This is a genomic window from Microbacterium sp. C23T, assembly GCF_053345975.1.
Genome location: NZ_JBKFBD010000046.1, coordinates 1 through 22,784, shown reverse-complemented (window position 1 = coordinate 22,784; position 22,784 = coordinate 1). Strand labels below are relative to the sequence as shown.

18 protein-coding genes are annotated in these 22,784 nt (G+C 70.8%); 14 read left to right on the top strand and 4 right to left on the bottom strand.

The genetic code is table 11. The features are described from left to right. The first annotated feature begins 169 nt into the window (after positions 1-169). The gene (locus ACLBXX_RS19435; RefSeq protein WP_447659378.1) at positions 170-2,524 is read left to right on the top strand and encodes an arylsulfatase; all 2,355 of its coding nucleotides are present in this window, start codon (positions 170-172) and stop codon (positions 2,522-2,524) included. A gap of 51 nt (positions 2,525-2,575) precedes the next feature. Here ACLBXX_RS19435 and ACLBXX_RS19430 read toward each other — a convergent pair whose 3' ends face one another. Further along, positions 2,576-3,238, bottom strand: a complete 663-nt coding sequence (locus tag ACLBXX_RS19430) for a TetR/AcrR family transcriptional regulator (protein ID WP_447659377.1) — start codon at positions 3,236-3,238, stop codon at positions 2,576-2,578. A gap of 121 nt (positions 3,239-3,359) precedes the next feature. Between ACLBXX_RS19430 and ACLBXX_RS19425 the strand changes: the two genes are divergently transcribed. Further along, a complete protein-coding gene (locus tag ACLBXX_RS19425; protein WP_447659376.1) occupies positions 3,360-4,841 on the top strand; it encodes a purine-cytosine permease family protein in 1,482 nt (493 codons plus the stop codon). Here ACLBXX_RS19425 and ACLBXX_RS19420 read toward each other — a convergent pair. Continuing rightward, a complete protein-coding gene (locus ACLBXX_RS19420) occupies positions 4,810-5,925 on the bottom strand; it encodes a Gfo/Idh/MocA family protein (protein WP_447659375.1) in 1,116 nt (371 codons plus the stop codon). The two genes, ACLBXX_RS19425 and ACLBXX_RS19420, sit on opposite strands and share 32 nt — an antisense overlap. Next, the gene (locus tag ACLBXX_RS19415) at positions 5,922-6,647 is read right to left on the bottom strand and encodes a FadR/GntR family transcriptional regulator (protein ID WP_387145112.1); all 726 of its coding nucleotides are present in this window, start codon (positions 6,645-6,647) and stop codon (positions 5,922-5,924) included. Before ACLBXX_RS19415 ends, ACLBXX_RS19420 begins: the two co-directional genes overlap by 4 nt. Before the next feature lie 124 nt (positions 6,648-6,771). On the opposite strand from ACLBXX_RS19415, the gene ACLBXX_RS19410 reads away from it, so the two are divergent. From ACLBXX_RS19410 to panB, 12 genes are all read left to right on the top strand, one after another. Beyond that, positions 6,772-8,370 carry an ABC transporter substrate-binding protein gene (locus ACLBXX_RS19410; protein WP_447659374.1) on the top strand — a complete coding sequence of 533 codons (1,599 nt, stop codon included), beginning with the start codon at positions 6,772-6,774 and terminating at the stop codon, positions 8,368-8,370. Between the two features lie 73 nt (positions 8,371-8,443). Then, the gene (locus tag ACLBXX_RS19405) at positions 8,444-9,400 is read left to right on the top strand and encodes an ABC transporter permease (RefSeq protein WP_447659373.1); all 957 of its coding nucleotides are present in this window, start codon (positions 8,444-8,446) and stop codon (positions 9,398-9,400) included. A 4-nt stretch (positions 9,401-9,404) separates the two neighbouring features. Beyond that, positions 9,405-11,474, top strand: coding sequence for a dipeptide/oligopeptide/nickel ABC transporter permease/ATP-binding protein (locus tag ACLBXX_RS19400; protein WP_447659372.1), 2,070 nt, complete (start codon positions 9,405-9,407; stop codon positions 11,472-11,474). Beyond that, positions 11,471-12,277: an ABC transporter ATP-binding protein gene (locus tag ACLBXX_RS19395; RefSeq protein WP_447659371.1), complete on the top strand. Its 807-nt coding sequence runs from the start codon at positions 11,471-11,473 to the stop codon at positions 12,275-12,277. The genes ACLBXX_RS19400 and ACLBXX_RS19395 overlap by 4 nt, the downstream gene beginning before the upstream one ends. Before the next feature lie 26 nt (positions 12,278-12,303). Then, entirely contained in the window at positions 12,304-13,248 is a 945-nt protein-coding gene (locus tag ACLBXX_RS19390; RefSeq protein WP_447659370.1) for a dihydrodipicolinate synthase family protein, read from the top strand. Then, on the top strand, positions 13,248-14,207 hold the full coding sequence (locus ACLBXX_RS19385; RefSeq protein WP_447659369.1) for an ROK family protein: 960 nt from the start codon (positions 13,248-13,250) through the stop codon (positions 14,205-14,207). Before ACLBXX_RS19390 ends, ACLBXX_RS19385 begins: the two co-directional genes overlap by 1 nt. After that, positions 14,204-14,899, top strand: coding sequence for an N-acetylmannosamine-6-phosphate 2-epimerase (locus ACLBXX_RS19380; protein ID WP_447659368.1), 696 nt, complete (start codon positions 14,204-14,206; stop codon positions 14,897-14,899). Before ACLBXX_RS19385 ends, ACLBXX_RS19380 begins: the two co-directional genes overlap by 4 nt. Continuing rightward, the gene (locus ACLBXX_RS19375) at positions 14,896-15,834 is read left to right on the top strand and encodes a DUF4862 family protein (RefSeq protein WP_447659367.1); all 939 of its coding nucleotides are present in this window, start codon (positions 14,896-14,898) and stop codon (positions 15,832-15,834) included. Before ACLBXX_RS19380 ends, ACLBXX_RS19375 begins: the two co-directional genes overlap by 4 nt. A 200-nt stretch (positions 15,835-16,034) precedes the next feature. Then, entirely contained in the window at positions 16,035-18,881 is a 2,847-nt protein-coding gene (locus tag ACLBXX_RS19370) for an exo-alpha-sialidase (RefSeq protein WP_447659366.1), read from the top strand. 131 nt (positions 18,882-19,012) lie between these two features. Next, entirely contained in the window at positions 19,013-19,750 is a 738-nt protein-coding gene (locus tag ACLBXX_RS19365) for a DUF2520 domain-containing protein (RefSeq protein ID WP_447659365.1), read from the top strand. Further along, positions 19,747-20,592: a pantoate--beta-alanine ligase gene (panC, locus tag ACLBXX_RS19360; protein WP_447659364.1), complete on the top strand. Its 846-nt coding sequence runs from the start codon at positions 19,747-19,749 to the stop codon at positions 20,590-20,592. The genes ACLBXX_RS19365 and panC overlap by 4 nt, the downstream gene beginning before the upstream one ends. A 1-nt stretch (position 20,593) precedes the next feature. After that, positions 20,594-21,454, top strand: coding sequence for a 3-methyl-2-oxobutanoate hydroxymethyltransferase (gene panB, locus ACLBXX_RS19355; protein WP_447659363.1), 861 nt, complete (start codon positions 20,594-20,596; stop codon positions 21,452-21,454). Between the two features lie 36 nt (positions 21,455-21,490). On the opposite strand, the gene ACLBXX_RS19350 is transcribed toward panB, so the two are convergent. Beyond that, positions 21,491-22,498, bottom strand: coding sequence for a LacI family DNA-binding transcriptional regulator (locus ACLBXX_RS19350; protein ID WP_447659362.1), 1,008 nt, complete (start codon positions 22,496-22,498; stop codon positions 21,491-21,493). Between the last annotated feature and the right edge of the window lie 286 nt (positions 22,499-22,784).

Here is a 22,784-nt window from a genome sequence, read left to right as displayed (position 1 = left end):
GCAGGAAGGTCGCGCCTCTGCGTGCGCAGACCCCCGTCACCCACTGTTCATCGGCACGGACGAGTTCACGCGATCCGAACGATGTCGCTCGCGCCGGTCCGTCGATACTGTGGCACCGACCGAGGGGTGGTGCTCTCGCCCGCCTGCTGCTCGGGGACAGGAGACACGCATGACCGCTGATGACCGCACCTCCGTCGTGGGGGCTCCGCTCCCACCCGCACGGACGCTGCCCTTCCCGCCGAAGCCATCGGGCAGCTACGCCGGGCGCACGCTGGCCGAGTCGACGTACTCCCCGCTGCCGCCGGAGCGCCATCTGAACGAGGACGCGCCGAACGTGCTCGTCATCCTCATCGACGACGCCGGACCCGCGTTGCCTGCACCGCTGGGTGGCAAGGTCGCCACTCCGACGCTCGATCGCATCCGCCAAGGCGGCATCGGCTACAACCGCTTCCACACCACGTCGATGTGCTCTCCGACCCGTGCCTCGCTGCTGACGGGGCGCAACCACCACCGCGTGGGCGCCGGCCAGATCGCCGAGCTCGCCAATGACTGGGACGGCTACTCGGGTCACATCCCGAAGAGCAGCTCGACCATGGCCGAGGTGCTGCGCAACTACGGCTACTCGACCGCGGCGTGGGGCAAGTGGCACAACACGCCCGCCGAGGAGACGACCAAGGCCGGCCCGTACGAGAACTGGCCGACCGGCAACGGCTTCGAGTACTTCTACGGTTTCCTGGCCGGTGAGGCGTCGCAGTACGAGCCGAACCTCGTGCGCAACACCACATCGGTGCTGCCGCCGAAGACGCCGGAGGAGGGTTACCACCTCAGCGAGGACATCGCCGACGACGCGATCGCGTGGCTGCGCGACCACAAGGCGCTCTCACCCGACAAGCCCTTCTTCATGTATTGGGCGACCGGCGCCATCCACGGCCCGCACCACGTGCACAAGGAGTGGGCCGACAAGTACAAGGGCGTCTTCGACGACGGCTGGGACGCGTACCGCGAGGACGCGCTCGCCGGAGCGAAGGCCGCGGGCTGGGTCCCCGAGGACGCCGCGCTGACCCCGCGACCCGACTCGCTGCAAGGCTGGGACGACATCCCCGACCACCAGAAGCCGTTCCAGGCCCGGCTCATGGAGGTGTGCGCCGGCTTCGGCGAGCACGCCGACGTGCAGGCCGGCCGCGTGGTCGACGAGCTCGAGCGGCTCGGGTACGCCGACGACACGATCGTCATCTACATCTGGGGTGACAACGGCTCGTCGGGTGAGGGCCAGAACGGCACGATCAGCGAGCTGCTCGCGCAGAACATGATCCCGACCACGATCGACCAGCACATCGCGGCGCTCGAGGAGCTCGGCGGCCTCGACGCACTGGGCACGCCGGCGACCGACAACCAGTACCACGCGGCATGGGCGTGGGCGGGTTCGTCTCCGTACCAGGGCATGAAGCTCATGGCCTCGCACCTGGGCGGCACGCGCAACCCGATGTTCATCCAGTGGCCCGGGCGCATCGAACACGACCCGGTGCCGCGCACGCAGTTCCACCACGTGATCGATCTGGCTCCGACGATCTACGAGATCCTCGGCATCTCGCACCCCGACACCGTCAACGGCATCCCGCAGGATCCGATCGACGGCACGAGCTTCGCGTACTCGATCGACGACAAGGCCGCCGAGGGCCGCCACCGCGTGCAGTACTTCGAGGTCATGGCGAGCCGGTCGATCTACGAGGACGGCTGGATCGCGTCGACGACGGGTCCGCGCCTGCCCTGGGTGCCCGGAATGCCCGCGGGCATCCATACCTGGACGCCCGACGACGACAAGTGGGAGCTGTACAACCTCGACGAGGACTGGAGCCAGTCGAAGGACCTCGCCGACGAGCACCCCGCGAAGCTCGCCGGGCTCAAGGAGCTGTTCGCCATCGAGGCCGCGAAGAACAAGGTGCTCCCCATCGGCGGCGGCCTGTGGGTCGCACCCCTTCACCCGGAGTTGCGCATCTCTCCGCCCTACACCGAGTGGGAGTTCACCGGCGACACGTTCCGCGTGCCCGAGTTCTGCGCGCCCGCGCTCGGCAACAAGCCGAACGTCGTGACGATCGAGGTGAAGGTCGGCGACAACGCCAACGGCGTGCTGTACAAGCTCGGCGGCGCGGGCGGTGGCCTCACGGCGTACGTCGTCGACGGCATCCTGACGTACGAGTACAACCTCTTCCTCGTGCAGCGGACGACGATCGCGGCGACCGAGCCGCTCTCCGCCGGTGACCACACGATCGAGATCGAGACGTCGTACGTCGTGCCGAAGCCGGGCGGACCCCTCAGCGTCGTGCTGCGGGTCGACGGCACGGAGGTCGCGTCGGGCACGGTGCCGGTCAGCGCCCCGCTGCTGTTCTCGGCGAACGACTGCCTGGACGTCGGCCGCGCCTACGGCGGCGCCGTGTCGCGGGCGTACGTCGACAAGATGCCGTTCGCGTTCGACGGCGAGATCGGCCGCGTCCACGTCGCCTACAAGGTGCCCGCGCAGGCCTGACCCGGATCGACAGCGGCCCCGGATCCTTCGCGGTTCCGGGGCCGCTCCCGTTCACGGACGAGACGGATGCTGCTCACTTGACGCCGTCGTCGTGGCATCGGTGCGCAGCGTCCCAGGGCGCAGACCGAGCGTCCACTCGGCGACGTCCGCGACGAAATGCTCGCCGGCGTCGAGCCTCGCTTCGTGGGTGTTGTTGACGTAGGCGCCCCGTCCGTCCACGGCCATGAGGATCCGCGTGCACGCACCGAGGGGGTCGACCTCGGCGAACTCGCCTGCGGCGATCCCCTGCTCGATGATCTCGACCAGCCCGGCCTCGTTGAGCTTCTCCTGAGCGACCACCGCGTCGTCGAGCGCGGGGCTGAATCGCGAAAGGTGACGGGCGTTCATCCAGAGCCGCGCGAGATCCCACGAGTCGAGGCTCTCGAAGCCTGCCACGAGGTGCGCGAGACGGGCGGTGGGGGCGCCGACCCGCGGGAAGAGCTCCGCCCGCTCGGCGGCCGCCGCCCGCGTGAACGCGGCCACCACGAGGTCCTCGGCGGCGGGGAAGTAGTGGGTGATGAGGCCGGGACGGACGCCGAGCCGGTCGGCAACGGCTCGCAGCGTGATGCGCTCGAGCCCTTCGGTCAGGGCGATGTCCGCCGCCGTCGCCAGGATCTCCTCCCGGCGCTCCTCGGGGCGCTTGCGGACGCGGCCGGACACGGCGCTTGACACCATGGCGCCCATGTTATTGGATGTGTGACCAATAGGCTATTGTCCACACGGCCAATAGTCACAGCATCCCGAGCAACGAAGCCCGCGGCCCGACGACGTCGTCCTGCCGCCCGAGAGGATCACCGTGTCACAGCCCCGGCAGACCGTTCCGAAGCCGCCGCACGATTCCGCGGAGTTCGTGGATGCCGCGACCCAGCCCGAGACGCGCGGCATCGAGCTCATCGGGGCAGGGGAGCGACACGGTCGCGCGCGCGACCTCTTCTTCGTGTGGGCGGCGCCGAGCGTCAGCATCCTGAACTTCACGATCGGCGCGACGCTCGTGCTGCTCGGGCTGGAACTCTGGCAGGCCGTGCTCGTCGTGCTCGCCGCGTCCGCCCTGTGGGTGTTCCCCGGCGTCATCGCGATCAGCGGCCCCGCCGCGGGGACGTCGGGCTCCGTCATCACGCGCGCCATCTACGGCGTCATCGGCAACAAGCCGGTGGTCGCGTTCACCGGCTGGCTGATCGGGGCGGTGTTCCTCGCCCTCACCTGGCTCGCCTCGTCGTTCCTCGGAGCGGACCTCTTGGCGGGCATGGGCCTCACGGACCCCGTCGTCGTCCCGATCGCGGTCACGCTGGTCATCTCGGTGCTCACGGTGATCGTCGCCGTGTACGGCCACGCCCTCATCCTGCGGGTGTATTCGTGGCTGGCGATCGTGCTCGCCGCGATCTTCGTGACCGTGACGGCGTTCATCCTTCCGCAGGTCGACTGGAGCTATCACCCGGCCGAGCCGCTCACGGGGGTGCCGCTGTGGTCGGCGGTCACGATCGGGTTCACGATCATCGCGTCGGCGCCGATCTCGTACATCAACAGCCCCGACATCGCGCGCTACCTTCCGCGCTCGACGAAGCCGTCGCACATCATCGCGGCGACCGCACTCGGCGGGGCTCTGCCGGGCATCGTCTTCACCGTGGTCGGCGCGCTGCTGGCCACCGCGATCTCGGCCGTGGCGATGCACGCCGGCATCGAATCCGCGCTCCTCGGGCTTCTGCCCGACTGGCTCGGACCCGTCCTCGTGATCGGCGTCGTCGTGAACACCATCGCCCTCAACGGCATGACGACGTACACGTCGAGCATGGCGCTGCAGGCGATCGGCCTCCCGATTCGCCGCATCCCCGCGGCGATCGTCGTCGGCCTCATCGGCACGGCGCTCACGATCTACCTGGTGCTGTCGACGAGCTTCCTCGACGCCGTGAACCTCATGCTGCAGTTCCTCGTGATCGTCTCGGCGCCGACGATGGCGGTCTTCGTGGCGGACGTCGCGCTGCGGCGCAACCGCTACGACGGCGTCGAGCTCTTCGACGAGGGGCGCGGTGGGCGCTTCTGGTACAGCGGCGGCTGGGGCGTCCCCGGCATGGCCGCGGTCGTGCTCGGCGGCATCGCGACCGCGCTGTGCCTGTCGACCGAGGTGTGGACCGGCCCGATCGCGGAGGGTCTCGGCTACATCGACCTGTCGGTGCCGGTCGGCATGCTCGTGTCGGCGCTCGTCTACGCGGTGCTGCTGCGCACGCGGCTCGGGGCGCCCGTGGGCGGGATCACGCAGCCGCCCGCTCCTCCGGCAGGGTGACCTCGTCGACACGCACCGTGCGTCCGAGCCGGAGAGCGCGGGTGAGTGCCTCTGCCGTGGCGATGGACGCCCGCGCTGCGGTGCCGTCGGTCAGAGCTGCGAGTGCCGGATCGATCTCGAGGGAACCCGTCGCGAGACCGTCGAAGTACTCGATCTCGGCGCGCATCGCATCGCGCAGCCAGCGCGGTGGACGCCGGCTGGGGTCGCCGTAGGTCACGCCGCTGCCGCCGGACGCCGCTCGGTTCTCTCGGGTGCGCTCGAGGTCGACATCGGATGAGGCATGCAGCGGGAAGCGTTCGACGTCGTCGTCGCGCCGAAGAGTCACGCCGACGTCCTGCATGTCGATGTGGAGGATCCCGGTCGTGCCCTGGATCGTGATGGTGTGCTCGGGCTGCCGGAACACCGATCCCCACTCGAGGGTGGCGTAGCGATCGCCCGGGAACGTCGCGGCCGCCAGCAGGAGCGCATCTTCGTCGCCCGTGCGCGGTCCTGCCTGCGGCGCTGCGCCGCCGGTCATCGAGACGGTCTCGGCCGGGCCGATGAAGTGCTGCAGGATGTCGAGCTCGTGGATGTGGTGGAAGAGATGACCGCCCGACGAGGCGCGCATCTTCTTCCAGCCCGGCGCGGCCGTGCCGTCCTCCCATCCGACGCGCGCGGTTCGGGCGACGACCGGAACGCCGATCGCGCCCTCCGCCACCAGCCGCGCAGCCCGGCGGATTCCGGGCATGAAGTGCATGACGTGGCCGGCGAGGAAGAGCGCGCCCGAGCGTTCGGCGGCCGACACCATGGCGTCGCATTCGGCGTAGGTGAGGGCGACCGGCTTCTCGCAGAAGACGTGGCGGCCTGCGAGCGAAGCGAGCTCGGCGGATTCGCGGTGCACATGGTTCGGCGAGGCGACGATCACGGCGTCGGCGGCCTCGACGAGCGCCGCGACCGAGTCGACGACGCGGCAGCCCGCCTCCCGGGCGAGGTCGGCGGCGTCCCCCGTCGAGTAGACGGCCGCGAGCTCGGCGTCGGGCAGGTCGCGGAGGATGCGCGCGAACTCCTTGCCGAAGTAACCGGCCCCGACGATGCCGTACCTCACGCGGATCGCCGCTCGGCGGCCTGCATGAGCGAGCGTTGCAGCGGTCCGTAGTGCTCGACCACCGCCGCGCGGTACGCGTCGCGGTCGCCTCGGCGCGCAGCATCCAACATGTCCCCGTGTGCCCGTGCGGTGAGCTGGATGTCGGACGGGACCGCGATGTCGAGCTGGGGGACCACGGCGGTGTGGACGTCCCAGAAGGCTCCCACGAGCTGGCTCGCGAGCAGGTTGCCAGTCGCCGCGAACAAGGTGGTGTGGAACGCGCGGTCGGCCTCGAGGAACGTCTCGCCGCGCGAGGCGCGGTCGTTCATCTCGGCGACCATCGCCTCGAGATCCGACGTGTCGGCGCCGCGCAGGCCCTCCACGACGCGATCGGTCATCGCGAGGTCGAGTGCGAGGCGCACCTCGACGACCTCGCGCAGGGCGTCGATCGACCCGTCCGGGGCGAGGACCCCGCGGAACACCAGGGCTTCGACCATCGGCGCCAGCGACATCTTGCCGACGTAGGTGCCGTGCCCGTGACGGACGTCCACGATGTCGAGCGTCGACAGCGTGCGGATCGCCTCGCGCACCGAGGAGCGCGACACGTCGAGCGTCTCGCACAGCTCCGCCTCCGTGGGGAGCGGATCACCCGGCCGGAGCTGACGAGTGAGGATGAGCTGCTTGATCTGATCGGCGGTCGTCGCGCGCCGCATCCGCGATCCGCGCTGGTCGATCGAGGTCATCCGGCCCTTCCTTTCGGGGGTAACAAGTTCGTTTCGCCCATTGTGGCGGGCTCCAACGTGTGTTTATAGTACGTCAGACGTCTGATGTTCTCAAGATGTCCAACCTTCATCATTTGGAGCACACATGAACCGATACACGACGCGCACCCGGCGCGGTCGTCTTGCGGTCGCAGCGGCCGGCGCCGTGGCCACCGCGCTCGTGCTGGCGGGATGCGGATCGGCCGCATCCTCGACGCCCGAGCAGACGAACGCGAGCGCCGAGGTCGATCCCGATGGCGTCATCGAAGCCGGCATCTCGTACGCGCTGAGCGGCAGCTTCGACCCGATGATCGCGTCAGGCGCCGTGACCGTCGCGGCGAACTGGCACATCTTCGAGGGGCTCGTCGACCTCGACCCGGTGACCAAGCAGCCGTACGCCGCGCTCGCCGCGGATCTGCCCACCCAGGTGGACGACACCACCTACGACATCGACATCCGCGAGGGCGCGACGTTCCAGAACGGTGACCCGGTCACCGCGGACGACGTCGTGTACAGCTACGAGCGCGTGCTGGACCCCGCCAGCGGCTCGCTGTTCGCCACGTACATCAACTTCATCGACACCGTCACCGCCGTCGACGACGACACCGTCGAGATCACCACGAAGTTCCCGTTCTCGCTGCTGAACGAGCGACTCGGGATCGTCAAGATCGTCCCCCAGGCTCTCGTGGAGGAGGACCCCGAGGCCTTCGGTGCCAGCCCGGTCGGCTCGGGCCCGTACTCGCTCGTCTCGGCGGTCCCCGAGGACAAGCTCGTCTTCGAGCGGTTCGACGACTACAACGGCCCGCGCCCCGCGAAGGCCGCCGGGATGAACTGGAACCTCCTCGCCGACTCGGCCGCGCGTGTGACCGCGATGTCGTCGGGCACGATCCAGGCGATGGAGGACGTCCCCTACATCGACGTCGACACGCTGGCCGCGACGGCCGACGTCGAGAGCGTGCAGTCGTTCGGCCTGCTCTTCATGATGTTCAACACCCAGGCGCCGCCCTTCGACGACCCCCGCGTCCGCCAGGCGTTCTTCTACGCCCTCGACATGGACAAGATCATCGAGACCGGCATGCTCGGCAACGCGACGGCTGCGACGTCGTTCCTCCCCGACACGTATCCGAACTACAACGAGGCGTCGACGGTCTACAGCTACGACCCCGACAAGGCGGAAGAGCTCCTCGACGAGGCGGGCGTCTCCGACCTCTCGATCACGCTCCTGACGACCGACACCGGCTGGGTGAAGGAGGTCGCGCCGCTCATCAAGGAGTCGCTCGATGCGATCGGGGTGGACGTCACGCTCGACATCGGCCAGTCAGCGGCGCAGTACGCCAAGGTCGACTCCGGCGACTACACCGTCATGGTCGCCCCGGGTGACCCGTCGGTCTTCGGCAGCGACCCCGACCTGCTCATGAACTGGTGGTACGGCGCGAACGTCTGGACGCAGACCCGTACCCACTTCGCGGACACCCCGGAGTACGCCGAGCTGCGTGAGCTGCTCGACACCGCGGTGCAGGAGACCGGCGACGCGCAGCAGCAGACCTGGAACCAGGCGTTCGACCTGATCGCCGAGCAGGCCGTGCTCTACCCGCTCTTCCACCGCAAGCTCCCCACCGCGTGGAGCAGCGAGCAGCTCGTCGGGTTCCAGCCGGTTCCCACGACGGGTCTGTCGTTCCTCGACGTCGGCGTCGCCGCCGACTGATCCACGGCGGGGGGTGCGCCGCCCGAGCGCACCCTCCGCCCTCCCCACCACTCGCCCCAGGAAGGAGCGGCACGTGTCCAACACGCTCCGCCTCATCGGCAGGCGGCTCCTGCAGCTGCCGCTGATGATCCTCGGCATCACTTTCCTCGTCTTCTTCGTGATGTCCTTCTCCCCGGTCGATCCGGCGCGCACCGCGCTCGGCGAGACCGCCTCCCCCGAGGCCCTCGAGGCGTACCGCGACGCCAACGGCCTCAACGACCCGCTCATCGTGCGGTACCTCGACTTCCTCGCCGGACTGTTCCAGGGCGACCTCGGCACCTACTCCGCGCGAAGCCTCCCGGTCGCCGACGAGGTCGCCCGAGCATTCCCGATCACCCTGTCGCTCACGTTCTTCGGCCTGCTCATCGCCGTGGTCGTCGCGTTCGTGCTCGGCGTCCTCGCCGCCGTCTACCGCGACCGCTGGCCCGACCAGATCATCCGCGTCCTGGGCGTGGCGTCGCTGTCGACACCGTCGTTCTGGCTCGCGATCCTGCTCATCCAACTGTTCACCCTCCAGTTGGCGGTGCTCCCGGCATCCGGTCCGCTCCCCGACTTCTGGGAGGACCCGGCAGGCTGGCTCGCGCGCATGACGCTTCCCGCGATCGCCCTCGCGATCCCCGTCATCGGCCAGCTCTCGCGCGTGGTGCGCACCTCGATGGTCGAGGAGCTCGATCGCGACTACGTCCGCACCGCGCTGGGCGCCGGCATCCCGCGTGTGATCGTCGTCGGCCGCAACGTGCTGCGCAACGCCCTCATCACCCCGGTCACCGTGCTCGGCCTGCGAGTCGGCTACCTGCTCGGCGGCGCCGTCGTGATCGAGGTCATCTTCGCCATCCCCGGCATGGGCACGCTGATCCTGAACGGCGTCACCAACAACGAACCCAACCTCGTGCAGGGCGTCACACTCGCCGTGGCGCTGGCCTTCGTCGTGATCAACATCATCGTCGACCTCCTGTACGTGCTCATCAATCCCCGAATCCGGGCGGTGTGACGACATGCGACGCAAACTGACCGAACGACTCTCCACGCCGGGCCTGCGCCTGGGGTCGCTGTCCACAGGCACGGTGATCTGCCTCTCGATCATCGCGATCATCGCGCTCGCGGCGATCTTCGCGCCCTTCGTGGCGCCGTACGACCCGCTCGCCTCCGGCCCGCCGGTGCAGCCGCCCAGCTCGGAGCACTGGTTCGGCACCGACCGACAGGGCCGCGACATCTTCTCGCGGCTCGTCTACGGCGGTCGCTACTCCCTGACGATCGGCCTCGGCGCGACGCTCGCGGCACTGATCGCCGCCGTCGTGCTCGGGACGATCGCGGCCACGGCGCCGAAGTGGATCTCCGAGACGCTGATGCGGGTCATGGACGTCGTGATGTCGTTCCCCGGCATCGCCCTCGCCGCGGTGTTCGTCGCGGTGCTCGGCCGGTCGCTACCGGTGCTGATCCTCACGATCGCGTTCCTCTACGTGCCGCAGCTCACCCGCATCGTGCGGGCGAACGTGCTCGACCAGTACGGCGAGGACTACGTGTCGGCCGTCAAAGTCATGGGCGCGTCGACCTCGCGGATCATCGTCAAGCACGTCGCGCGCAACACCATGGCCCCCGTGCTGGTGTTCGCGACGGTGCTCGTCGCCGACGCCATCGTGTTCGAGGCATCCCTGTCGTTCCTGCAGGCCGGCGTCCCCGACCCCGAGCCCTCGTGGGGCAACGTGATCGCCGCGGGCCGCAACCTGCTCATGAGCGGCGCCTGGTGGGCGACGTTCTTCCCGGGCCTGCTGATCATGACGACGGTGCTGTGCCTCAACATCGTGTCGGAGGGCATGACCGATGCTATGGTCGCCCCCAAGGCCCGCAGGCTCAGTGCCGATGCGGTGTCGACGGAGGAGTCGACCTCGGCACTGGAGGCCGTGCAGGCTCCGACCGGGCACGACTCCTCAGCGGCGGATGTCGCGGACGGCAGTGCCTACGAGCGCGCAGAGACGCCCGTGGTCACGGTGACGACGCCCGTGCTCGAAGCCACGACGACCGTCGTCCCTCTCGACGAGCGCCTCGCGGAGCTCCGCGAGGTCGAGCTGGAGCGCACGGACCGGCTGGTCTACACCTCCGACGCCCCGCCCCTGCTCGAGGTGCAGGATCTGTCGATCTCGTTCCCGCGCCACGGCGACGTCTCCGTCGTCGACGACGTGAACTTCACGGTGCGACCCGGGGAGACGATGGCGCTGGTCGGTGAGTCCGGCTGCGGCAAGTCGATCACCTCGCTCGCGATCATGGGTCTCCTCGACGAGAGCGCGACGATCACCGGCAGCATCATGTTCGACGGCAAGGATCTGCTGCAGATGTCGCTCGCCGAGCGCAACGCGCTCCGCGGCCACGACATCGCGATGATCTATCAGGACGCGCTGAGCTCGCTCAACCCGGCGATCCTGATCCGCGGGCAGATGAAGCAGCTCACATCGCGCGGCGGCACGCGCACGGCGGAGGAACTGCTGACGCTGGTCGGTCTCGATCCGGAGCGGACGCTCGCGTCCTACCCGCATGAGCTGTCGGGCGGCCAGCGCCAGCGGGTGCTCATCGCCATGGCGCTCACCCGCAACCCCCGCCTGGTGATCGCCGACGAGCCGACGACCGCGCTGGACGTCACGGTGCAGGCGCAGGTGATCGAGCTGCTCAACTCGCTGCGCGAGGAGCTCGGGTTCGCGATGCTGTTCGTGTCCCACGACCTCGCGCTGGTCGCCGAGCTCGCCCACCGCATCACCGTGATGTACGCGGGGCAGGTCGTCGAGCAGGGCACCACCCGTGAGCTGCTCACCCAGCCGGTGCACGAGTACACGCGGGGTCTGCTCGGGGCGGTGCTGTCGATCGAGTCGGGATCGGACCGCCTGCATCAGGTGCCCGGCACGGTGCCGTCGCCGCGCGACTTCCCCGCCGGCGACCGGTTCGCCCCGCGATCGGCGAACCCCGACCGCAACAGGGGCGTCGTGCCGGTGCGCCGACACGTGCCCGGGACCGACCACTACTACGCCGCGCATCCCGAGGATGCGCCCGTCCAGCCGATCGGAGGTGCGCGATGACCGAGCCGATCATCGAGCTGCAGGACGTCCACGTGCGGTTCAAGACGCGCACGTCCGGACTGTTCAAGAAGACCTATGTCGACGCGCTCGCCGGCGTCTCGCTCACCGTCAAGGCCGGGCAGACCCTCGGCATCGTGGGGGAGTCGGGGTCGGGCAAGTCCACGGCGGCCAAAGTCCTCGTCGGGCTCGAGCAGCCCACGTCGGGCACGGTGGTGTTCGGCGGCGAGCCGGTGACGTCGTTCAACCGCGATGTGCGCCGCCGCCTCGGACGCATCCTCTCGGTGGTGTTCCAGGACCCGGCGACAGCACTCAACGCCCGTATGACGGTGCGCGACGGCCTGCTCGACCCGCTGCAGGTGCACCGTGTCGGCTCGCCGGCCGAGCGCGAGCGCCGGGTGAGGGAGCTCATCGGCCTGGTGGGGCTGCCGACCTCGGCGCTCGACGCGCTTCCGAGCCAGCTCTCCGGCGGTCAGCGCCAGCGCGTCGCGATCGCACGGGCGCTGGCGCTGGAGCCGCAGGTGATCGTCGCCGACGAGCCGACGTCGGCGCTCGACGTCTCGGTGCGGGCCCAGATCCTGAACCTGCTCACCGACCTCAAGAACGAACTGGGCCTCGGGATGGTCTTCATCTCGCACGACATCCAGACCGTCCGCTACCTGTCGGACGAGATCGCGGTCATGAACAAGGGCCGTGTCGTCGAGTACGGCGACGCCGCCCGCGTGTTCGACGACCCGTTCGACGACTACACGCGCACGCTCCTCGGCGCCGCGCCCTCCCTCCTCGACCCCACCCCGCTCGGCTGAAGCCGCGAACCCGCTTGGAACCCTCGATGTCCTCTTCCTCCACCCGCTCGTTCTCCGGCGTCGTCCCGCCGGTCGCCACGCCCCTCCTGCCCGACGGCGCCGTCGACCACGCCTCGCTCGAGAGGCTCGTCGACTACCTCATCACCTCGGGCGTGCACGGCCTCTTCGCGCTGGGCTCGACCGGCGAGACCGCCTACTTCACCGACGACCAGCGCGTCGACATCCTGCGCACGATCGCGAGTGCGGCCGCCGGGCGCGTGCCGATCATCGCGGGCGCGATCGAGTTGACCTCGGCGCGCATCGTCGAGATCTCACGCCGCCTCGTGGCGACCGGAGCGGATGCCGTCGTCACGACCGCTCCGCTGTACACGCTCAACTCGCCGGCCGAGGTCGACCGGCACTTCCGCGCTGTCGCCGCCGGCATCGACGCTCCGCTGTGGGCGTACGACGTCCCGGTGCGGGTGCACTCCAAGCTCGGGCTGGAGCTGCTCATGAGCCTGGGGCGCGACGGCATCATCGCCGGGGTGAAGGACTCGTCGGGCGACGACGTGGGATTCCGGCGGCTGCTCGCCGCGAACGACGCCGCAGGGCACCCGCTCCAGCTCCTGACAGGGCACGAGATGGTCGTCGACGCCATGCTGCTCGCGGGCGCCGATGGCGTGGTACCGGGCTTCGCGAACGTCGAGGCGACCGGCTACGTGCGGCTGTGGGATGCTGCGACCCGCGGTGACTGGGAGGCTGCGCGCGGCGAGCAGGAGCGCATCAACCGTGCGTTCGAGATCGTGTTCCAGCCGCAGGGTCTGTCGGGCGACGCGACCGGGGTCGGCGCGTTCAAGGCGGCGATGAAGGCGCGAGGCATCATCGATCACGCGACCATGGCGTTCCCGACCCAGCCCCTCGACGACGCGGCGGTGGAGCGCATCCACGGGATCCTCGCCGAGCTGGATCTGCTGCCCGTTCAGGCGTCCTGATGCCGGAGGTCGTGCTCGTCGTCGACGTCGGCGGAACGAAGACGACCGTCGGGCTCGCCGATCGCGCCGACACCGTGCTCGCCGCCGCGACCGCATCCACTCCGGCAGCCGAAGGGCCGGATGCGGTCGTGCGGACGGTGGCCGCACTCGCCGAGACCGTGATGGCGCAGGAAGGCGTCGTGGTCGCGTGCGGCCTCGGCGTCGCGACGGCGGGCGTCGTCGACGTCTCGCGCGGGACCATCGTCTCGTCGACCGACACCATGGCCGGCTGGCCCGGCACGGAGCTCGCGGCGCGCCTGCGCGACGCGCTCGGCGATCTGCTCGCCCGCACCGCACCCGTCCACGTGCAGAACGACGTCGACGCGCACGCACTCGGTGAGTTCCGCCACGGCGCAGCCGCCGGTGCCCGCAGTGCCATCGTGGTCGCGGTCGGCACCGGCGTCGGGGCGGGGGTCGTCATCGAGGGGCGCGTGCTCCGCGGCGCCCACCACGTCGCCGGGGAGATCGCGCACATGCCGGTGCCGGGAGCCGAGCATCTGCGCTGCCCGTGCGGGCGCGGCGGACACCTGGAGGCGATCGGATCCGGCGTGGGCATGCACCGTCACTACCTGTCGCTGGGCGGCGACCCCGTCGCCCCCGACGCCCGCGATGTGGTCGCTCGCGCCCGCGAGGGCGACCCTCTCGCGCGCCGGGCGCTCGCCGAGTCGGCGGCCGCGGTCGGACGCGGGATCGCCGGTGCCGTCACGCTGCTCGATCCGGAGCGCGTCGTCGTCACGGGCGGCGTCGCGCAGATCGGCGACGACTGGCTCGCTCCGCTGCGTGCCGCCTACCGTGAGGAGGTCATCGACGTGCTGCAGGACGTCGTGATCACACCGGGGGTGCTGGCCGGCGACGCGCCGCTGCGCGGGGCTGCAGCATCCATCTGGGAGATCTGGAAGGAACGCGAGGACGCCGCATGAGGGACACCGCGGAGAACATCCTGAGCCGTCTCGCCGGTGGCCTGATCGTGTCGTGCCAGGCCTATCCGGGCGAGCCGATGCGCGACCCGCGCACCATGGTGCAGATCGCGCACGCCGCCGTGGCCGGGGGAGCGGCGGGGATCCGCCTGCAAGGCCTGGACGACATCCGCGCGGCCGCAGACCTCGAGGTGCCGATCGTCGGGCTCTGGAAGGACGGCGACGCCGACGTCTTCATCACGCCGACCCTCGCGCACGCGTTCGCCGTCGCGGAGGCCGGCGCCGGCATCGTCGCACTCGACGGCACACGGCGCCCGCGCCCCGACGGACTCTCCCTCGCCGAGACCATCGCCGGACTGAGAGAACGCCACGACGTGCTCGTCATGGCCGACTGCGGCTCTCTCGACGACGCGATCGCCGCCGAGGAGTCCGGCGCCGACATCCTGGGCACGACACTGTCGGGGTACTCGGGTGAGCGTCCGCGCACGCCGGGGCCCGACCTCGAGCTCATCGCGCAGATCGCCGCACGCTGCGCACGGCCGATCTGCGCGGAGGGGCGCATCCATACGCCCACGGATGCCGCGGCCGCGCGCTCTGCGGGAGCCTTCACCGTCTGCGTGGGTACGGCGATCACCCACCCGACCACGATCACGTCGTGGTTCGTGCGGGCGCTGGAGGGGCCATCCGTGCCGTGAGCGAAGCGACCCCCGTCCTCATCAGCGCCTACGCGGCATCCCCGGCCTACGCGCACTGGGATCCCGGGCTCGAGGCCGAGTTGTTGCCCGCGCTCTGCGCGCTGCCGGACGTCGCGGGCCTCGAGGTTCCGTGGCTGGGCGCCGTGCACCCGCACGATCCGCAGTGGTTCCTCGACCATGTGCCGGCGGGCGCGGGCCTGGCGCTCACCCCGCTTCCGTGGGTGATGCGGCGCACCGCCGAGGACCCCGCCTACGGGATCGCGTCGACGGATGCCGCCGGCCGCGCCGCCGCGATCGCCGACCTCCGCCGGCTGCACGCCGACGCGCGGCTGCTGGGGGAGCGCAGCGACGGGCACGTCGCCTACGTGGCGCTGCACACCGCGCCGCGCGGCGGCGGCGATCCGGCAGCACTCGCCGCCTCCCTGGACGAGGTCTGCGGCTGGGACTGGGACGACGCGCGCCTGGTGATCGAGCACTGCGACGCCGTGCGCCCCGGGCAGGCGTTCGAGAAGGGGTTCCTGCCGCTCGAGGACGAGATCGCCACGATCGCCCGCGTCGACGCCGACATCGGGCTGTGGCTGAACTGGGGCCGCTCGGCGATCGAGCTGCGCGACGCCGACGCCGTGACGGTGCAGATCCGGGATGCGGCGGCATCCGGCCTCCTCGAGGGCCTCACGTTCTCGGGAGTGGCGACCGTCGACGGCCCGTACGGCCCCGCGTGGATCGACGCGCATCCGCCGATCCTCTCGGTTGATCCGTCATCCCGCTCCTTGCTGGACGACGCCCACGTGGCCGCCTCACTCCGCGCCGCGGGGGACCCGCCGTGGCTCGGCCTCAAGGTGAGCCGGCTGCCCGCCGACCGCACGGCGGCCGAGGTGGTGGCGACGGTGGCCCGCAACCTCGAGGTCGTCCGACGCGCACACGCCACCGCCTGACGTACGGCGATCCAGCTCTTGTGCCTCGTCGCCGGTTCCGATAGCTTCGCCGGAAATACGATGTCTGATGTCAGACACGCAAGCGAAAGGTTGACCGAATGAACCGTCTCCTTCCCCGGCACCGACCCCGACGCGGGCGCACCGCAGCGAAACGTGCTGCCGTCCCCGCACTGATCGCGGCGCTCCTCCTCGGAGGCACGATGCCCGCGAATGCCGCACCCACGCCCGACTACCTGACGGATCCCACTGATGCGCCGGGCACGTATGCCGTGCAGAACCTCGCCGCCGACCGCACCGCGTCGAACTTCTTCTACCGGATCCCCGCCATCGCTCACCTGGGCGACGGCGTCGTCGTGGCGGCGTGGGACGCGCGACCCGGCAGCGCCGCCGACTCGCCCAATCCGAACTCGATCATCCAGCGCCGCTCGACCGACAACGGCGTGACGTGGGGACCTCTGCAGATCATCGCCGCGGGCCACGTCGGTGACGCGAGCGTGCCCCGTCACGGCTACTCCGACCCGAGCTACGTCCACGACCGCGAGACCGGGACCCTCTTCGCCTTCTTCGTGTTCTCGAAGGACCAGGGCTTCGGCGGCAGCGCCTACGGCAACGACGACGCCGACCGTCAGGTCATCAGCTCGGCCGTGATCCAGTCCGACGACGGCGGACTCACGTGGAGCGAGCCCCGCTTGATCACGCAGGTCACGAAGACGGCTGAGGGCACGGTGACGAACGGGCGGTACACCCCCGTCGCGGGCGACATCAAAGGCAACTTCGCCACCTCGGGCGGCGGCATCCAGCTCCGCTACGGCGAGCACGCCGGCCGCCTGATCCAGCAGTACGCGGGCACAGTGCTGCAGGCCGGGGGCGGCACCGCCATCCAGGCCTACTCCGTGTACTCCGACGACCACGGCGCCACCTGGCACAAGGGCGCGAACGTCGGCACCGGCATGGACGAGAACAAGGTCGTCGAGCTCTCGGACGGCACCGTGATGCTCAACTCACGCGACAGCTCGAACGGCCGCTATCGCAAGGTCGCGATCTCGTCCGACGGCGGCGCCACCTACGGGCCGGTCACGCAGGACAAGGAGCTGCCCGACCCGACCAACAACGCGGCGATCGTACGACTGCACCCCGACGCCCCCGAGGGGAGCGCCGACGCGCAGCGGCTGCTGTTCGTGAACTCGAACAACGGCGCCGACGGCGGCCGCGTCAACGGCGCGGTGCGCGTGTCGTGCGACGACGGTGAGACCTGGCCGGGTCTGCGCACGATCGACACCGGATCGTTCGCCTACGCCAGCGCGAGTGTGCTCGACGACGGCCGCATCGGCGTCCTCTGGGAGCGCAACTACACCAGCGACATGCGGCTCTCGACCTTCGACGAGGACTGGGTCAACTATGCCTGCGCACCGTTGTCCGCCCCAGATCAGCAGCTTGCGGCGGGTGCGACCGTCACGGTGCCGGTGACCGTCACCAACCAGGAGGACGCGGCGCTGACCGGCGACGTCTCGTTCTACACCCCGGCGGGATGGACGGCGTCGACGGCCGCGGTGACGGGGCTTGCACCCGGCGCCTCGACCACGGTCGACGTGACGGTGACCGCACCTGCGGGGGCTCAGGGCACCCAGCGGCTGCAAGTCGCGTTCACGGCGTCGGACGGGCGGGTCAGCCAGTTCACGACGACGTTCGCACTGCCGGCACCGCTCGGGCTCACGCTCACCTCGACCTCGACCAGCCCCGCGCGCGACGTCGTCGCGAACCCGTACCAGGCGGGCGACGTGCTCGCGTACACGGTGCGCGTGGTGAGCGCGGCGAGCGTCGTCACCCTCGTCACCCCGAAGGAGGCGAACTTCACCACCGGATTCCTGCCGACGGCGTGCCGCTGGCAGAACCTCCCCGCGCTCGGTGCGTACAACTGCACGACGCCTCGTCACACGATCACCGCGGACGACGTGGCGCGAGGCTGGTACACGCCGGAGTTCAGCTTCACCGTGGCGCCGGCGTCCGATCCGTCCGCTGCGACGACGGTCTCCGCGAAGGGGGCGACCGTGGCCCTCCGGGACGGGATCCTGGATGCGGCGATCACCGGTTCGCGCACCGACACCGGGCGCGATCTGGCCGCTCAGCCGTATGCGGTCGGCGACCAGGTGTCGTACTCGTTCCGCGTCGACAACGTCTCGCCGCTGACGACGACGGTCACCCCGACGACCGGTGCCTTCGCTCCGTTCGTGCCGCCGGGCGCCGGGAACTGCCGCTACCTGTCGCTGGCCGGGTTCGCCGGCTACGAGTGTGGGACCGCTCGGCATGCCGTGACCCAGGCCGACCTCGATCGTGGCTACTTCGATGCGACCACGACGTGGACCCTCTCAGCCGCAGGCCAGACGGCGAAGGAGCTGACCGCGCCGGCACCCGAGGTGGATGTCGTGGCACGCGACCCCCGTCTGTCCGGGGAGGTCGAGGGAACCTTGAACGACGTGAACGGCGACGGCTTCGCGACCGTCGGCGACACCGTCACGTTCACCGCCGAGGTGGTCAACGCCGGCAATGTGCGGCTCGACGGCGTCTCCGCAGGTGACCTGGCCGACGGCACCCTCGCCGTGGGCGGCGCCGCCTCGATCCAGACGTCGACCCTCGTCGTCACCGCCGCACATCTCGCCGCCGGCGAGGTCGCCGCTCCGAGCTTCGAGGCGACCGCGACCAACGGCTCGCGTCGGGTGAGCGCCGCCGTCACCGGCGCCGCGGTGACTCTTCCGCTCCCGTCGGAGTGGGCGACGGCCACCGTTTACAGCGAGGGCGACCGCGTGCTCCACGACGGCCGCCAGTGGGTCGCATCCTGGTGGACGCAGGCCCAGAAGCCCGGCGATCCGTGGGGTCCGTGGCAGGAGCACGCCACCGACGAGGCCGCCGCAGTCGTGTGGACCGCATCGCGCATCTTCGACACCGGCGACGTCGCCGTCCATGACGGCAAGACGTTCACCGCGAAGTGGTGGACGCGCAATCAGACCCCGGGCGCGAAGAACGGACCGTGGGTCCGTACCGCCGGATGATCTGCTGATCGAGGGGCCTCGAGAGGCCGCCGGAGGTGCCTGTGGGCGCCGCCGGTGGCCTCTCGGGTATTTTTGAACCTGGTTCAGCCGTCCTGGACCGGATCCATGCGCCGTGACGGGAGACGACGACGATGCCGGACTCGCACCCCGCGCACGCGCTTGCCCGCGTCGCGATCGTCGGCGACGGCCGCGTCGGCCGCGCGATCGCGACGGCTCTCCGGACCGCGGGCGTCGATGTGCACGGCCCGCTCGGCCGCGGTGCGACGGGCGACGGCGCCGACCTCGTCCTGCTCGCGGTACCGGATGCCGAGATCGCCCGCGCCGCCGCACTGGTCGTGCCGGATCGCCTGGTGGGGCACTTCTCAGGCGCGACCACACTCGAGCCGCTCGCACCGCACGAGGCGCTCAGCATCCATCCCCTCACGACCGTGACCGGCGACACCTCGTTCGCGGGCGTCCCCGCGGCCCTTGCCGGCTCGACCGCGCGGGCGCTCGCCACCGCGCATGTGCTCGCCGAGGCGCTCGGCCTGGCACCGTTCGACGTCGCCGATGAGGACCGCCCGGCGTACCACGCGGCGGCGTCGATCGCGTCGAACTTCCTCGTGACGCTCGAGTCGTTCGCGGAGGACCTCGCCGCCACCGCCGGGGTTCCGCGAGAGGCCCTCGCCCCGCTCGTGCGCGCGACCGTCGCGAACTGGGAGGCGCACGGCGCCGGCGCCCTCACCGGTCCGATCGCCCGCGGCGACGAGGCGACCGTCGCCCGTCAGCGCGCCGCGGTAGCCGACCGGCTCCCGGGGCGCGTCGAACTGTTCGACGCCTTGGTCGCCGCGACGCGCGACCTCCGCGCACGACAGGAGGTGGGATCGTGATCGTCGTCCGCACCGTCGCCGACCTCCGCGCCGCGCTGCGGGGGCGTCGCGGCGGCAGCATCGGCCTCGTGCCCACCATGGGCGCCCTGCACGAAGGCCACGCGACGCTGCTGCGGGCCGCCCGCAACGCCGACGACACCGTCGTCATGACGATCTTCGTCAACCCCGCGCAGTTCAACGAGCAGTCCGATCTCGCGGCCTATCCCCGCACGGAGGACGCCGACCTCGGCCTCGCCGAGGCCGAGGGGGTCGACGTCGTGTTCGCTCCGGATGCGTCCGAGGTCTACCCGGACGGCTTCGCGACCACCGTGAGCGTGTCGGGGCCGATCGCCGAGACCCTCGAGGGCGCCGAGCGCGGCCGTGCGCATTTCGACGGCGTCGCCACCGTCGTGACGAAGCTGCTGCTCGCGGCGCTCCCCGATCACGCGTACTTCGGCGCGAAGGACGCCCAGCAGGTCGCCGTCATCCGCCGCTTCGTCGCCGATCTCGGCATCCCGGTGTCCGTCGGCGTCTGCCCCACATCGCGCGACGCCGACGGCCTCGCCCGCTCCAGCCGCAACTCCCGCCTCTCGCCCGACGAGCGCGCGCAGGCCCTCGCGATCCCGCACGCCCTGGAGGAGGTGACGGATGCCGCGGCCGCCGGCATCGCCGACACCGAGGCGCTGCGCGCGCGAGCCCTCGCGACGCTCGAGGCATCCGGCATCCGTCCCGAGTACGTGGCGTTCGTAGACCCGATCACGTTCGCTCCCGCCGCCGTCATCGACGGACCGGTGCTGGTGGCGATCGCGGCCCGCGTCGGAAGCACGCGGCTCATCGACAACACCGTCCTAGGAGGTGCGTGACATGCGCGCACAGGTCACCCTGCAGCGACTCGCCGAGATGAAGGCCCGCCGCGAGCCGATTGTGATGGTCACGGCCTACGACTACCCGACCGCCCGGGTCGCGGAGCAGGCCGAGGTCGACATGGTGCTCGTCGGCGACTCCGGCGCGCAAGTCGTGCTCGGGCACGACTCCACCGTCGCGGTCACCGTCGAGGAGATGCTCGTGCTCGCCGGCGCCGTGCGACGGGGGGTTCAGTCGGCGTTCGTCGTGGCCGACCTGCCGTTCGGATCGACCGAGGTGTCGGACGAGCAGGCCGTTCAGACCGCGATCCGGTTCGTCAAGGAGACCGGCGCCGACGCCGTCAAGCTCGAGGGCGGGGGAGACGCTCGGCTCAGCCGCATCCGGGCGATCGCCGAGGCCGGCATCCCCGTCGTCGCGCACGTGGGCCTCACGCCGCAGACGGCCGTGGCGCTCGGCGGCCTCCGCGCGCAGGGGCGGACCGCCGAGTCGGCCGCGCGCATCGTGCGCGAGTCGCTCGCCGTCCAGGACGCCGGTGCGAGCGTGCTCGTCATCGAGGCCGTGCCCGCGGATGTCGCCGCCGTCGTGCTGCCGGCGCTCGAGATCCCCGTGATCGGCATCGGCGCCGGTCCCGCGGACGGCCAGGTGCTCGTGATCCACGACCTGCTCGGCATCACGGAGGGCAAGACGGCGGCGTTCGTCAAGCGCTACGGCGCCATCGGCCCCGACATGGTGGCGGGCGTCGCGGCGTACGCCCGCGAAGTCCGGGGCGGGGTCTTCCCCGGCCCCGAGCACGGGTATTCCGCGACCGACGTCGCGATCGACGCCGCCCGCGCCGAGCTCGACGCGCGAATCCGCGACTGACGACGGATGCTGCGGGCCCCCGGGTCGGCGCGCGGTTCAGCGTGGCGCCGGGCCGGTCGACTCGCGCCAGATGACGCGGTGGAGCTGCTGCGGTTCGGTGGGTGCGGGCTCGTTGCGCAATGCCGCGATGAGCCGGGTCATGGCGCGTGAGCCCAGGCCCTCGAGGTCGATCTCGACCGTCGTGAGTGCGGGGCTGAGCAGGCGGCCGAGGGGCTGGTCGTCCCATCCGCTCACGCTGAGATCGCCGGGCACGCGCCATCCTCGGTCGAGCGCGGCGCGGATCACCCCGGCGGCGACGAGATCGTTGGCCGCCACGACGGCGGTGGGTCCGTCGCGGTCGGGGAGTGCCTCCACCGCCGCCATGCCGGCCTCGGCCGACCAGTCGCCCTCGACGACGCCGAACGACTCCAGCCCGAGTCGCGCGAGCGTCTCGAGGTAGGTGTCGCGTCGCGCGCGGGCGGAAGCGAACTGGAGGTCTCCGGTGACGTGGAGGAACCTGCGGTGGCCGAGCTCCGCGAGTCCCTCGATGACCTCGGCGAGGGCCGAGGCATCCGCGAGTTCGCCGATCCCGCGCATCTGGTCGTCGAAGTCCGCGGACGCGACGATGAGCGTGCCGCTCGACGCCTGCAGGTCGAGCGAGGCGAGCACGGGCGCGAACGAGACGATGCCGTCCACCTGACCCGAGTCGGCGAGTTCGGCAACGCGCTCGGTGCGTTCCGCCGCCCCGCCTTCGAGAGCCAGCACCTCGACGGCGTACCCCGCCCCGTGCGCGGCGGCGCTCGCGCCGGCGAGCATGCGCGCCGGGCTGTAGGCGAGGGTCGGCACGACCACCGCGAGCCGGCCGGTCTGCCGGGTGCGCATGGAGCGGGCGACGAGGTTCGGGCGGTAGTTCAGCTGCTCGACCGCGGCCTGCACGCGCGCTTTGGTGGCGGGCTTGAGTCCGTCGGGAGCACGGAAGTAGCGCGACACGGTCTGATGCGAGACCTCGGCCAGGCGGGCGACCTCCATGATCGTCGGCCGGCGGTGCGATGTGGTGTCGGTCACGGCGCCTCCTTCCGAGGTCCATGTTGACACAGATTGTGAACCTTCACTATTCTCGCTTCCCAACGAAGTGATCGATCACTAAGTGAAGGTTCACTCGATCCTCCCGACACCATGACTGCATTCCGAAAGGACGATGATGTTCACACGCAGGAAGAAGACGGCGGCAGGCGCCACGGCCGCCGTGGCCGCGGTCGGCTTGGCCCTCACAGGCTGCGCCGGCGGGTCGGGGGCCGCCGCCCCCCCCCCCCCCCCCCCTGCCCCCCCCCAGAAGGGGACGTGTGGGTGC

Bases quoted from the DNA above. Each gene is read 5' to 3' on its own strand.
- ACLBXX_RS19430 (WP_447659377.1), bottom strand. From the start codon at position 3,238: ATGGTGTCAAGCGCCGTGTCCGGCCGCGTCCGCAAGCGCCCCGAGGAG.
- ACLBXX_RS19410 (WP_447659374.1), top strand. From the start codon at position 6,772: ATGAACCGATACACGACGCGCACCCGGCGCGGTCGTCTTGCGGTCGCA.
- ACLBXX_RS19415 (WP_387145112.1), bottom strand. From the start codon at position 6,647: ATGACCTCGATCGACCAGCGCGGATCGCGGATGCGGCGCGCGACGACC.
- ACLBXX_RS19400 (WP_447659372.1), top strand. From the start codon at position 9,405: ATGCGACGCAAACTGACCGAACGACTCTCCACGCCGGGCCTGCGCCTG.
- ACLBXX_RS19390 (WP_447659370.1), top strand. From the start codon at position 12,304: ATGTCCTCTTCCTCCACCCGCTCGTTCTCCGGCGTCGTCCCGCCGGTC.
- ACLBXX_RS19370 (WP_447659366.1), top strand. From the start codon at position 16,035: ATGCCCGCGAATGCCGCACCCACGCCCGACTACCTGACGGATCCCACT.
- panB (WP_447659363.1), top strand. From the start codon at position 20,594: ATGCGCGCACAGGTCACCCTGCAGCGACTCGCCGAGATGAAGGCCCGC.
- ACLBXX_RS19380 (WP_447659368.1), top strand. From the start codon at position 14,204: ATGAGGGACACCGCGGAGAACATCCTGAGCCGTCTCGCCGGTGGCCTG.
- ACLBXX_RS19435 (WP_447659378.1), top strand. From the start codon at position 170: ATGACCGCTGATGACCGCACCTCCGTCGTGGGGGCTCCGCTCCCACCC.
- ACLBXX_RS19385 (WP_447659369.1), top strand. From the start codon at position 13,248: ATGCCGGAGGTCGTGCTCGTCGTCGACGTCGGCGGAACGAAGACGACC.
- ACLBXX_RS19395 (WP_447659371.1), top strand. From the start codon at position 11,471: ATGACCGAGCCGATCATCGAGCTGCAGGACGTCCACGTGCGGTTCAAG.
- ACLBXX_RS19365 (WP_447659365.1), top strand. From the start codon at position 19,013: ATGCCGGACTCGCACCCCGCGCACGCGCTTGCCCGCGTCGCGATCGTC.